This is a genomic window from Pseudomonas sp. 2822-17 (genome assembly GCF_002742485.1).
Taxonomy (GTDB): Bacteria; Pseudomonadota; Gammaproteobacteria; order Pseudomonadales; family Pseudomonadaceae; genus Aquipseudomonas; species Aquipseudomonas cyclaminis.
Window position 1 is genome coordinate 64,444 of record NZ_LJRZ01000361.1, and the last position, 11,909, is coordinate 76,352.

An 11,909-nucleotide genomic window follows, 5' to 3' on the forward strand; every position below is an offset into this window, starting at 1 on the left:
GATGAATCTGATTCTGTTGTTGGTAGTGGTCATCGCGGCCGGTGCGGTATTGAGTGTGCAGGCGGCGATCAATGGCCGTCTGGGCCAGACAGTCGGTGTATTGCGCAGCAGTTTGCTGACCTTCGCGGTAGGCGCGCTCACTACCGCACTGTTGATTTTCTTCTTTGAACCGGCACAGGCCGTGAGCCTGCTGGATGTGCCTAAATGGCAACTGACCGGCGCGTTGTTCGGTGTGGTGTACATGATGGTGATGGTCGGTGCGGTGCCGGTGGTCGGCACGGCGGTGGCGACCGTGGCGGTGATCACGGGGCAGTTGGGCATGGGCATGCTGATCGACAACTTTGGCTGGCTGGGCAACCCGGCCATCGAATTGTCGGGCGGTCGCCTGCTGGCGATGGTGTGTCTCGCGCTGGCGCTGGTATTCATGTATCGCAGTAATACGCGCACTGACTGATGGTTTGAACGATCTGCGTGAGCCGGCAGTCATTGCTAAAGGTGCCGGCGCTCGCCGTACCGAGACGACCATGAAGAAGGAGTCTGACCATGCCAGATCAAACCTGTGCCTGCCCACACTGCAAGTGTGTACTGGGTGTCGATGCTGTGATGAAAGACGGTAAAGGCTATTGCTGCCAGGGCTGCGCGGAGCATCATGCCCATGGTGAGCCGTGTGCTGCTGCGACTGGTTGCGAGTGCGCCAAGTCGGCCCACGGCTGAACGCGCTGGGAGCGGTTAAACCGCTCCCGCATTTGATCTGTCTGGAAGCGGCTATTGGGTCTCCAGTTCCAGCCTGAGGCTATGGTCCGACAGGCGCTGCCGACCTCTGACTACCCCGCTGGTTCGCCGCCCCTCCAACGCAAACACCACCGTTTTCGCAGCATGCAGATCATCCGGAAGCGGCTGGAAAACCTTCAGCACCAGCCTGTCCGGTTTGTGCTGCACGCTCACCTGGCATTCAGCATGCCTGGCCAGTGGCCCAAACAGGGTGTCCTGGGTGTAATCAATTCGAGCCTTGCCATTGACTTGAGGGCGTGAATCCATGGGTATTTCTCCTTGTTCAAGCCTGGGCGCGCGCGTCCGAGCGGCGCCATTGCACATGGGTAATGCCAAATTTCTCGGCCTGGGCCTGGCTGGTTTTCTTGACCTGTTCGCGGGCGAAACGGCCAATACGACCCACGCCGGCATCACAGCTGGCCCAATGCCAGGCTTCGGCGGCATCGAGTTTTTCCAGGCGGATAATGAATGACTTGGCTTCGCCATGGAGGGTGTAGTCGATCACAAACAGTTTCGCGTTATTCATTGGTCCATCAACCCTGGAGGTGTAAGCAAGTGATCGCCCCCAGCGCTAAAAATTCACTCGGATTGCCGAGCGGTGGTCATTACCATTGCGGGTCGTCCTGGATTGACGTGAACCCCCAAGGCGTGAATCAAGGCAGCCCGGACAAGATCATCCTGCTGCCTTGATTGCACTGATCATACGTCGGGAACAGCTTTTTCCCAGGCCGACCAGTTGTTGAGGATTGCCTGTACCAACGGATTGCCCGTGCGGTACAGGTTTTCCAACGCCGGCGCGAACCCGCCCTGGTCGGCATACTTGAGCAGGTTATCCACCTCGCTGTAGCCAGGGTAAGGCCGGTCGAAATCGGAACCTGCCCGCACCACGGCCAAGCGCTGAATATCCACCAACCCTTCACGACTGGCCCGCAGCAGGGCCTCGTAGGTGGAGTTGTCTTCCTGCTGGGTGGTGCAGTATTCGCCTTTGTTGTCGGTGAGCAGTTTGGTCCAGACCTCGGCACGTTCGCTCAGGCGCGTGCCGGAGAACCAGGTGTTGCCCGCCAGCGTGTCGCAGCGGGTGACTTGCGGCGGCTGGTTGGCCGGGGCGGCAGGATAATGCTTGCGCCAGGCGGCCGATTCTTTGCTTTCCGTCAGCTCGACTTTTTGCGACAAGGCAAACGCCTTGGCCTGCAGCTTGGGGTTGAGCTCAAACACTTCGGTCTTGTAGTCCAGCGGCGGTTTTTCGTTGGGGCCTTTGGTGTTGATGCCCAGATAGCCGGTTGGCCAATCCTTGGGCGCATCTCGCGAGTCCAGCTCCCACTGCGTTCCAAACTCCACCAGGTAATGCGCCCAGGCGGCAGTGCCGATGGTGCCGTGCTTGGGGCTGATGCCGGCGATCCCGGCGATCAGGAAGTAACTCTGGCGCAGGTCGAACTTGGGCGACAGCGCCAGGGCAAGGGTGGAGGCGGCAGCGTTGGTCTGGCCCATGCCGGTGACCAGCAGGCACACGTCCTGGGTGTTGCAGCGGATCACCGGGTATTCAGCGGACAGGCCCGGCACGCGCACTTCCTGCTTGAGTTGCAGGCGGTCGATCCAGGTTTGCGCCTCGGGGGCGAACATGGTGATCAGCATCACTTTGGGTTTGATCGGTGCCGGGGTATCTGCCAGCACCAGGTGCGGCATCAGGGCCAGGCCGACGGCCATCGATAGACGTGTAAACGTGTTCATCTCATGCTCCTTGATCAGAATTGGTAACCGACACCGGCGTAGTAGCCCCAGCCGTCAGAGCGGGCGCGGAAGTTGCCTTCGCCGAAATTCAATTCGCTGCCATCCTCCCAGTTGCCGCCGTTATGGAAGTAGCGGCCCACCAGGGTGAAGCGCAGGTGGGTGAACGAGTACAACAGCACGTTGGTTGCCACGAGGGAATTGGCGGTGCGTGCCGGGTTGTCCTTGTGCAGGTCGGAGCCGAAATCGTAGTTGGTGAAGCCGATGTAAGTCAGCGAAGCGCCGTTGTCGAACTTGCCGATGGGCACGATGTACTTCATCTGGGCGCGGTAGCCGTCCCATGAGTATTCATTGCTCGCACCGTAGTTTTCCCACTGGTAGCGCCCATAGAAGTTGGCCGACAGGTTGACCCGCGAATGGGTGTCGATGTCGGTGCCCAGGCCGCTGTACAGGGTGTTGGCGCGGTTTTCCTTGTTGCTGCCGTGGTCGTAGATCCAGTCAAACGCCACGTACCATTCCTTGAACGGGCCGATGGCCAGGCTGCGACCGGCCAGGTAGTCGATGGAAATACGCGGTTCATGCTCCATGAACACTGGCGAGCCGTGGTCCCAGACGCCTTTGTCATTGCTGTTACCGATGCCGAGGATCTTTGGCACGTCGATGTAGCCATACAGCTCGAAAGGGCCCTTGCGACCGAAGTACTCGTATTCAAGGTAAATGTCATCGGACGGCTTGGGGCCGAAGCTGATGTCTTTGCTGCCGATCAGCGTCAGGTCCTGGTTGAACCAGTCCGATAGGTACGGGCCTTTGTTCGATTGGGTGGCTTCAGGGCTGAGGGTTTCGCCCTGTGCTGAGTCATCGGCGGGTGTTTCCTGCGCCAAAATGGGTGCGCTGAGTACTCCCGTAACGGCGGCCAGTAGCAAGGAAACACCAAAGCAGGCACGCGGCCTTGAGGTTAGGTGCATTGAAAATCCCTATTCGTACGCGGTTGGAACCCGATTCCTCAGGTCATGGTGAACTTGGCGGACAAGTTCGTACCGCAAACGTTTGCACAGGCTGTACCAACTTTGCTCAATGGCTTGAATGCCCTAGGAAAAAGACAAAATAGTCGACCTTTTGATCAGAAATGACTGGGTGTCATTTTTGCGATGGGATTGAACAGGTGCAGCGCGGTTTCGCGGCGATATTCGCTCGGCGTCTGGTTCATCTCGATCCGAAAGTGTCGGTTGAAATTGGACAGGTTGGCGTAGCCCACTTCAAAGCAGATATCTGCCACCGACCGCTCGGTGTGCAGCAACAGTCGGCAAGCGCGCTGTACGCGAAATTTGCGCATCAGGTCGATAAACCCGTGGCCGGTGTTGCGTTTGAAAAACCGCGAGAATCCCGGTTCGCTCATCTCCAGTTGCTGGGCAATGACCGACAGGCGCACGTCGCCGGTGAGTTCGCGCATCAGGTAATCGAATGCCTTGTTGATGCGTTCAGCACTGCGGGCGTCCAGGGTGGGCGCATAGCAGGGGCTGGCCAGCGACTTGACCTGGGCGGGCAGCGCGTTTTTCAGGGTGTCTAGCAGTTGCAGGAACAGGATCAGCCGTTGCAGGCCATGGGCGCTGCCGATGGCCTCCATCAGCTGCGCCGCCTGTACGGCGCAGTCGCCGCTGAACTCCAGGCCGCGCCGGGCCTGTTCGAACAGCGGTTGCAAGTCACCGAGTTCCGGCAGGGTGCTGCGCAGGGCGAGCAGGGCGGCACCGTCGAATTGCAGCACCACGTCGCGCCCGCTCAGGTGTTCGCCGGGGGCCAGCTCGCCGATCCAGTCATGGGGCAGGTCAGGGCCGATCAACGCGACATGGCCGGCGTTGAAGGCACCGATATAGTCGCCCGCCACCAGCTTGCCGCTGCCTTGGCGGATCAGGTGGATTTCAAATTCAGGGTGGTGGTTCCAGCGCGCCAGGTCAAAGGGATAGTCGTGTTCGAACCAGCGGAAGCAGTGGTCCGGCTCGGGCAGGATCACTTCCAGTTCGGCGGGGCGGTGCTCGAACAGTGTGGCGCGGCTGACGGGCATGGTGCTGCCTCTTGTGCATTAGGTCACGCCAAAATACGCGGGTTTGCAGGGGGCGTGCTACCCCCGCCTTTGCCCGACACTGATACTTTTTTGATCCTGGAGTTGCGGTTAAAAAAGTATCAGTCAGGCATTCGTCAAGCGTTTGTGGGGGCTTGGCCGAGCTGCTGTAATCGGTGCTCAACTACAAAAACAACAGGTGGAAACCGCCATGTCAACGCTTCCCAAAGCACTGTTCCTGCTGTCCGGCCTGGCTTTGGCTCTGCCTGGCCACGCCGCTGATACCGTGACGATTGCCACGGTCAACAATAGCGACATGATCCGCATGCAGCGCCTGTCCAAGGTGTTTGAACAGCAGCACCCGGACATCAAACTCAATTGGGTGGTGCTCGAAGAAAACGTTCTGCGCCAACGCCTCACCACCGACATCGCCACCCAGGGCGGGCAGTTCGATGTGCTGACCATCGGCACCTACGAAACCCCGTTGTGGGGCGCCAAACGCTGGCTGGAACCGCTGAGCGAACTGCCGGCCGATTACGACGTCGACGATATTTTCCCCTCTGTACGCCAGGGCCTGTCGGTGAATAACACCCTCTACGCCTTGCCGTTCTATGGCGAAAGCACCGTCACCTACTACCGCACCGACCTGTTCAAGCGTGCCGGACTGAGCATGCCTGCGCACCCCACCTGGAGCCAACTCGGCGAGTTCGCCGCCAAGCTCACCGCCAAGGACCAAGGTCAGTACGGCATGTGCCTGCGGGGCAAGGCTGGCTGGGGGGAGAACATCGCGTTGCTGAGTACCATGGCCAACGCCTTTGGCGCACGCTGGTTCGACGAACAATGGAGGCCCGAGCTGACCAGCCCCGAATGGAAGGCCGCCGCCAACTTCTACGTCAACACCCTCAAGCAATACGGCCCGCCCGGTGTGTCCAGCAACGGCTTCAACGAAACTCTGGCGCTGTTCAACAGCGGCAAGTGCGCGATCTGGGTCGACGCCAGCGTCGCCGGCTCCTTCACCACTGATAGCAGCCAGAGCAAGGTCGCCGACAGTGTCGGTTTCGCCGCAGCGCCTACCGAAGTGACCGACAAAGGGTCGTCCTGGCTCTACGCCTGGTCCCTGGCGATCCCGGCCACCTCCAAGCACAAGGACGCCGCCAAGGCCTTTATCACCTGGGCCACCTCCAAGGACTACATCCAACTGGTCGCCGACAAAGAGGGCATCACCAACGTACCGCCGGGCACGCGCCAGTCCACCTACAACGAGGCATATCTCAAGGCCGCGCCGTTTGCCCAGATGACCCTGGAGATGATGAAACACGCCGATCCCGCCCATCCTTCAGCCAAACCGGTGCCGTACGTGGGCATTCAGTACGTGACCATCCCCGAGTTCCAGGCCATCGGCACCTCGGTCGGCAAGCTGTTTTCAGCAGCGCTCACCGGCGGCATGACGGTTGACCAGGCCTTGGTGCAGGCGCAGTCCACCACCGAGCGCGAAATGAAACGCGCCGGCTATCCCAAGTAACCTTGACGGACACCACCCATGAAACGACTGGAAGGTAAAAGCGCGCTGATCACTGGATCGGCGCGGGGGATTGGCCGCGCGTTTGCCCAGGCCTATATCAATGAAGGCGCGACGGTTGCCATCGCCGACATCAACCTGCAACGCGCCGAGCAAACCGCCGCCGAACTGGGCCCGCAGGCCTATGCGGTGGCGATGGATGTCACCGACCAGGCCTCCATCGATGGCGCAATTGCCGCCGTGGTGGCCCATGCAGGCAAGCTGGATATTCTGGTCAACAACGCGGCGCTGTTCGACCTGGCACCCATCGTCGACATCACCCGCGACAGCTTCGAGCGGCTGTTCGCGATCAACGTCGCCGGCACGCTGTTCACCCTGCAGGCCGCCGCCCGGCAGATGATCAGCCAGGGCCATGGCGGCAAAATCATCAACATGGCCAGCCAGGCCGGGCGGCGGGGTGAGCCGTTAGTCGCGGTGTACTGCGCGACCAAGGCGGCGGTGATCAGCCTTACGCAGTCGGCGGGGTTGAACCTGATCAAGCAGGGCATCAACGTCAACGCCATCGCACCGGGTGTGGTGGACGGTGAGCATTGGGATGGGGTGGATGCGCTGTTTGCCAGGCATGAAGGCCTGGCGCCCGGCGAGAAGAAGAAGCGGGTAGGGGACGAGGTGCCGTTCGGGCGGATGGGCACCGCAGAGGACCTGACCGGAATGGCGATCTTCCTGGCGTCCAAGGATGCCGACTACGTGGTGGCCCAGACCTACAACGTCGATGGCGGCAACTGGATGAATTAAAACCGCGGATCTGGAATGTGATCATTGTGGCGAGCCTGCTCGCCACAAGTGTTCGCCTGTTTATAGCGGGTTCACTCGGCAAAACTGCGATCAAAAAAATACACCGCTCCAGGCTTGAGGTTCTCTAGCGTCGCCTGGGGCCTGCCCCCTTCACCCTGCTTCTTGCGCCCCGTCTCCCGCAGATACCCCGCCTCGGTCAGCTTCAATAACCGCTGGCGGATACTGGTCTTCAGCACCGGGCGTTCCAGCACCAGGGAAAAGATCGTCGTCGCTTGCGGCGCGCTGAATTCATCGCCCAGGAACATCAGTGGCAAACTGCTGTACAGCGATTTGGATACCAGCCGCTCCTGCACCGCTGCCACGATCAGGTTGTGATCGAACGGCAGCTTGATGCTCCCGTCAGCTACTGCGCTCAACGAAAACCACGCCTGATGGTCAGCCAAGACCACCTCATCCGCCAGGATCGCCAGGTAGTACGTGGACGACGACCAGCAGCGCGGGTCGCGAAACGCATCGCCCACCGTGCCCACTTGCTCGCTCCAGGCCAGTTTTAGTCCGACCTTGTCACTGGCGCGCAACCGCTCCACGGCATCCTTGAGGCTCAGGTCCTGCACACCGCCATTCACCACCACACCCGGCAGCGCCCAATGCCCGGCGAAGGGCTCGGCGTCGCGCTTGTTCAGCAGCAGTTTCAGTTCACCGGCCGCGCGGCAATAAAACAGCACGCAGAGGTCGACGGTATGGAGGTAGGCGCTAAGGGGCATGTGAACATCCTTCTGAACGGCGAAGAGGGCTCAGTCTAACGGATCGAAAAGATATGTCATGTTCTCGATAGAGAATAGATAAGTAAATGTTTCTTGCAATGAAAGTACATGACATGTACTTTTGTTTCCAGGCCGCAGGAGAACCGCCATGACACTCTCGAAAACTGCTATTGCATCCTTTGATGTCGACGCCCAGAAGAGCTTCACGCCGCTGTGCCCCAACGAGTTGCCTGTGGCCGGTGGTGACCTGATCGGCGCCGAACTCAATTACATGGCCAGCCTCGCCGGCCATCGCGTCGGCAGCAAGGATGCCCATACCCCGCAAGCACCCTGGGTGGTCGCGCAGCCCAGCGAGATGCTGCAACCCACCGGCCTGGTCCACGCCGACCTTACGTGGGTCAGTCACTGCGTACCGGGCACCGAAGGCTTCACCTTGCTGGACGAGTTGCCCACGCCTTATGACTACGACTACTTCATCTGGAAAGGCGTCGAGCCCGACCTGCATCCCTACGGTGCCTGCTACCACGACCTGCACGACAAGCTGTCCACCGGAGTGATCGAGTACCTCAAGGCCCAAGGCGTCACTCGCGTAATCGTCGGCGGCCTGGCCCTGGACTTCTGCGTCAAGACCACCGCCCTGCAATTGCTCAAGGCCGGCCTCGAAGTCGTGCTGCACCTGCCGGCGTGCCGAGGGATCAGCGAGGAGGGCGGCGTGCAGGCCGTCAATGAGTTGCTCAAGGCCGGTGCCAGCATCAGCCGCACCCGCGAAGAACTGGCCGCGATGGCCGCGCGTTAAGGAGACTGACCATGGAAAGTGCCTACGACTACGAAGCCCCGGTCATCCAGGGCCTGCTCGACACCGACTACTACACCTTCACCATGATGCAGGCGGTGTTGCACCAGTACCCCAACGTCGATGTGGAATACAACTTCATCGTCCGCTCCAAGGAAAGACTCGGCCACTTGATCCCGCAGTTGCGCGCCGAGTTGGACAAACTTGCCAGTTTGCAGATGCGTGAAGGCGAGCTGCGTTTTCTGTTCAACCCACGCTTTCGCGAGTACCTCACCCCGGACTACGAGCGTTTCCTCGGCCTGTTTCGCTTCAACCTGCGCTATATCCACGTCAGCGAAGTTGACGGCCAACTGAACATCCGCGTGGTCGGCCCGATGCTGCACTGCATCATGTTCGAGCAGCCGGTGCTCGCGTTGGTCAGCGAACTGCGCAACCGCGACAAATACCCGCAGGTGACCCTGGAAGACGTCACTCGCAAGCTCTACCAGAAGTTTGACTGGCTGGAGAAAAACCTCAGCCGCGATGAACTGGCCGACCTGCGCGTCTCCGACTTCTCGACCCGTCGGCGGCTGTCCTTCAAGGCCCAGCGCGAAGTGGTGGATATCATGCGTCGCGACTTCCCCGGCCAGTTCGTCGGCACCAGTAATGCGCACCTGGCCTACGAGTTCGATTTGCCGCTGATCGGCACCATGGCCCACCAATGGCTGATGGTGCACCAGCAATTGGGTCGTCTGCGCGAAAGCCAGAACGCCGCCCTGGAGAACTGGGTGCATGAATACCGTGGCCGTCTCGGTATCGCCCTGACCGACTGCATCAGCACCGACTTCTTCCTCAAGGACTTCGACCTGTACTTCGCCAAGCTCTACGACGGGCTGCGCCAGGACTCCGGTGATCCCATCGCCTGGGCCGACAAAGTGCTGGCCCGCTACAAACAGCTGGGCATCGATCCGATGACCAAGGACCTGATGTTCTCCGATGGCCTGAACTTCGAAAAATGCCTGCCGATCCTGCGCCACGTGCGTGGCAAGGCCAAGTTCGGTTTCGGCATGGGCACCAGCCTGGCCTGCGATGTGGAGGGCGTGGAGCCGCTGAGTATCGTGATGAAACTGGTGCGGGTGCACGGCGAACCGGTGGTGAAGTTTTCCGATGACCCGATCAAGAACGTCTGTGAAGACGCCTCGTTTTTGCAGTATGCAGCCCAGGTATTCAACGTCGGCACTGTGGAGGTGTGACATGCAAGACCATATCGCGCAGGAACTGAATATCGACCGGCAGTTGGTGCAGGGCGGTGAGGCCAACGAAATCCAGCGACGCATCGACTTCATCAAGACCACGTTGCGTCACTCGGGCTGCAAGGCCCTGGTGCTGGGTATCAGCGGTGGCGTGGATTCCCTCACTGCCGGCCGTCTGTGCCAATTGGCGGTGGAGCAACTGCGTAGCGAACACTACGCCGCACGCTTTATCGCCATGCGCCTGCCTTACAACATCCAGGCGGATGAAAGCGATGCCCAGGCCTCCCTGGACTTCATCGCCCCGGACCACATCGACACCCTCAATATCGCCGCCAGCGTCGACGGCCTGATGGCCAGCCTGACCGCCAATGAGGCCAGCGCCAGCCATGTTGACTTCATCAAAGGCAACGTCAAGGCCCGCACTCGGATGATCGCGCAGTACGCCGTGGCCAACCTGCACAATGGCCTGGTGGTCGGCACCGACCATGGCGCCGAAGCGCTGATGGGGTTCTTTACCAAGTTTGGCGACGGCGCCTGCGACCTGGCGCCACTGTCCGGCCTGACCAAAACCCAGGTCCGCCTGCTCGCCAGCGCCCTCGGCGCCCCGGCAGAGCTGGTGCACAAACACCCCACCGCAGACCTTGAAGAGCTGGCGCCGGGCAAGCTGGATGAGCAGGCCTATGGTTGCTCATACGAAGAGATTGATGCGTACCTGATGGGCGAACCGGTGAGTGAGCGGGTGACGGCGATTGTCGAGGGGGCCTACAGCAAGACCGCACATAAGCGTGCGCTGCCGATTGTTCCGGTTTGATTTAGGAACGGTCCTGCTTTCGAACTGATTTTTTCATCTCGTTGTGTGTACGAATACTGCGCTCTCGGGAAGTTACTCCTGCGCGTGCCTGTCTATTTTACTGATATGACATGGAACTACCCTGTTTTTACCGGCCACAGATCAAGGGTTGACCCGGAGCTCTTTTTACTTGGGTTGACCATTATAAAATCCCTGACCTGAGGTATTCCTGTTATGGACCTTTGTTTTCGTCAACAACCCCATTTTCAACCCGCGGCCAGCACGGGGCTTTGTTTAGTCAATGACAGCCGACTCAATCAAATGGGTAATACCGGATACAGCAATGGCGGCAATATGCCTGCATCCGCAGTCGCACGAGACTTTTCAGCCAACTTTGATTACTTCCGAACCCCAGGAACGCCATTTGTGTCACGCGAGACACTTGGTTGCATGGCTGACCGGCCATTGATCGGCGACAGATATCACGACCCGATGACATTGATAGCCAGGGCGATTCGCAATAATCCCGACATGGAACACCAACTCGATGCGATCAATCATTGTGGTGATAACGACGGGCTTATCAGCCAAGGTGATGTATCGGCCGTTATTCAACATTTTGACGCTCAAGAGGCCGCCCTCAGTAACCCGCCGCGAGGAGGTGGCGCATCTTGGCGCTCTCAGGGGGCTATGCAGCAGCAACGCGTGAATCAGCTGTTTTTCCTTGCGGATTCGGCCCAGTCGCCCAAGTATGACGATCAGGACTACGTGCAGCCGCAGCTATGTTTTGCGGGCGTGTACAGCAGCCAGGACGGGGGCCCAGGCAGCAATCCCTATGCCGGTGAGGGTAAGGAAGACTTCAGCAACAAAATTCTTTCCCATTTCAGCCCCCTGGAAGATCCAAATCAGCCTGGAGCGATCACCGACAGGTCTCTTAACGCCGTCGCCGCGGGCCGTCGACTAGACGGTCAACCCGCTACTCAGGACGAGATGGATATCGCCAAGGAACTGTTGTCGCGTGGTGGTTTGTTCAAGGAACTCGATCAAGGAAAAACCGGGAAACTGGATGGTAGTTTCACCAGGGACCACTTGGGCTATGTTTCGGAGAACGCTGTTGAAATGAGCCAGTTGGAAATTCTCCAGAACGTTAAAAAACACTTCTCCGCCTACGGTGATGGTGATGACTATGTGAATCTGAATGAGATGAAAGAAGCGGCAGGCTTAGTGCCATCGGAGAAAACCTTCACCCCGGAACAGCGCATAACAGCGACCAAATTCCTTCAGGACAAAGAACTTCGAGACGAGACGGACGTTGGCGTTGATGCCAAAGGAGGGCCTGGGTACAAAGACGGCCGGTTTGATATGGACAACGTGAACCATATGATCAAGAAAAAAAGCAAAGCGGGCGCCGAAACATGATTGAGTGAACCAACGGGGCTGCCGCTGACGTCGACAGCCCTGAAG

At 59.4% G+C, this 11,909-nt stretch carries 14 protein-coding genes; 8 read left to right on the top strand and 6 right to left on the bottom strand.

The features are described from left to right. Position 1 precedes the first annotated feature (1 nt). Positions 2-454, top strand: coding sequence for a DMT family transporter (locus AOA60_RS09550; RefSeq protein WP_099584210.1), 453 nt, complete (start codon positions 2-4; stop codon positions 452-454). Between the two features lie 89 nt (positions 455-543). After that, positions 544-714 carry a metallothionein gene (locus AOA60_RS09555; RefSeq protein ID WP_099584211.1) on the top strand — a complete coding sequence of 57 codons (171 nt, stop codon included), beginning with the start codon at positions 544-546 and terminating at the stop codon, positions 712-714. Positions 715-765: 51 nt separating this feature from the next. On the opposite strand, the gene AOA60_RS09560 is transcribed toward AOA60_RS09555, so the two are convergent. The 5 genes from AOA60_RS09560 to AOA60_RS09580 form a co-directional block, all read right to left on the bottom strand. Beyond that, positions 766-1,038, bottom strand: a complete 273-nt coding sequence (locus AOA60_RS09560) for a hypothetical protein (protein WP_099584212.1) — start codon at positions 1,036-1,038, stop codon at positions 766-768. A 16-nt stretch (positions 1,039-1,054) separates the two neighbouring features. Next, positions 1,055-1,297, bottom strand: coding sequence for a DUF6555 family protein (locus AOA60_RS09565; protein ID WP_099584213.1), 243 nt, complete (start codon positions 1,295-1,297; stop codon positions 1,055-1,057). A gap of 173 nt (positions 1,298-1,470) precedes the next feature. Continuing rightward, positions 1,471-2,499: a purine nucleoside permease gene (locus AOA60_RS09570; protein WP_099584214.1), complete on the bottom strand. Its 1,029-nt coding sequence runs from the start codon at positions 2,497-2,499 to the stop codon at positions 1,471-1,473. A gap of 14 nt (positions 2,500-2,513) precedes the next feature. Next, the gene (locus tag AOA60_RS09575; RefSeq protein ID WP_099584215.1) at positions 2,514-3,461 is read right to left on the bottom strand and encodes a nucleoside-specific channel-forming protein Tsx; all 948 of its coding nucleotides are present in this window, start codon (positions 3,459-3,461) and stop codon (positions 2,514-2,516) included. A 155-nt stretch (positions 3,462-3,616) separates the two neighbouring features. Continuing rightward, positions 3,617-4,555 (bottom strand): AraC family transcriptional regulator, encoded by a 939-nt coding sequence (locus AOA60_RS09580; RefSeq protein WP_099584216.1) that lies wholly within the window; start codon positions 4,553-4,555, stop codon positions 3,617-3,619. A 208-nt stretch (positions 4,556-4,763) separates the two neighbouring features. On the opposite strand from AOA60_RS09580, the gene AOA60_RS09585 reads away from it, so the two are divergent. After that, a complete protein-coding gene (locus AOA60_RS09585) occupies positions 4,764-6,074 on the top strand; it encodes a sugar ABC transporter substrate-binding protein (protein WP_099584217.1) in 1,311 nt (436 codons plus the stop codon). A gap of 18 nt (positions 6,075-6,092) precedes the next feature. Next, positions 6,093-6,866, top strand: coding sequence for an L-iditol 2-dehydrogenase (locus AOA60_RS09590; protein ID WP_099584218.1), 774 nt, complete (start codon positions 6,093-6,095; stop codon positions 6,864-6,866). Positions 6,867-6,937: 71 nt separating this feature from the next. Here the strand turns inward: AOA60_RS09590 and AOA60_RS09595 are convergent, their stop codons facing one another. Beyond that, complete coding sequence (locus AOA60_RS09595) at positions 6,938-7,630, bottom strand: NUDIX hydrolase (RefSeq protein ID WP_099584219.1); 693 nt, start codon at positions 7,628-7,630, stop codon at positions 6,938-6,940. A gap of 148 nt (positions 7,631-7,778) precedes the next feature. Here AOA60_RS09595 and AOA60_RS09600 point away from each other — a divergent pair, with 148 nt between their 5' ends. From AOA60_RS09600 to AOA60_RS33020, 4 genes are all read left to right on the top strand, one after another. Continuing rightward, the gene (locus tag AOA60_RS09600) at positions 7,779-8,426 is read left to right on the top strand and encodes a nicotinamidase (protein WP_099584220.1); all 648 of its coding nucleotides are present in this window, start codon (positions 7,779-7,781) and stop codon (positions 8,424-8,426) included. 11 nt (positions 8,427-8,437) lie between these two features. Next, positions 8,438-9,655, top strand: a complete 1,218-nt coding sequence (gene pncB / locus AOA60_RS09605; RefSeq protein WP_099584221.1) for a nicotinate phosphoribosyltransferase — start codon at positions 8,438-8,440, stop codon at positions 9,653-9,655. Position 9,656: 1 nt separating this feature from the next. Next, positions 9,657-10,466: an ammonia-dependent NAD(+) synthetase gene (gene nadE / locus AOA60_RS09610; protein WP_099584222.1), complete on the top strand. Its 810-nt coding sequence runs from the start codon at positions 9,657-9,659 to the stop codon at positions 10,464-10,466. Between the two features lie 213 nt (positions 10,467-10,679). Then, positions 10,680-11,864: a hypothetical protein gene (locus tag AOA60_RS33020; protein ID WP_178075342.1), complete on the top strand. Its 1,185-nt coding sequence runs from the start codon at positions 10,680-10,682 to the stop codon at positions 11,862-11,864. Positions 11,865-11,909: the final 45 nt, after the last annotated feature.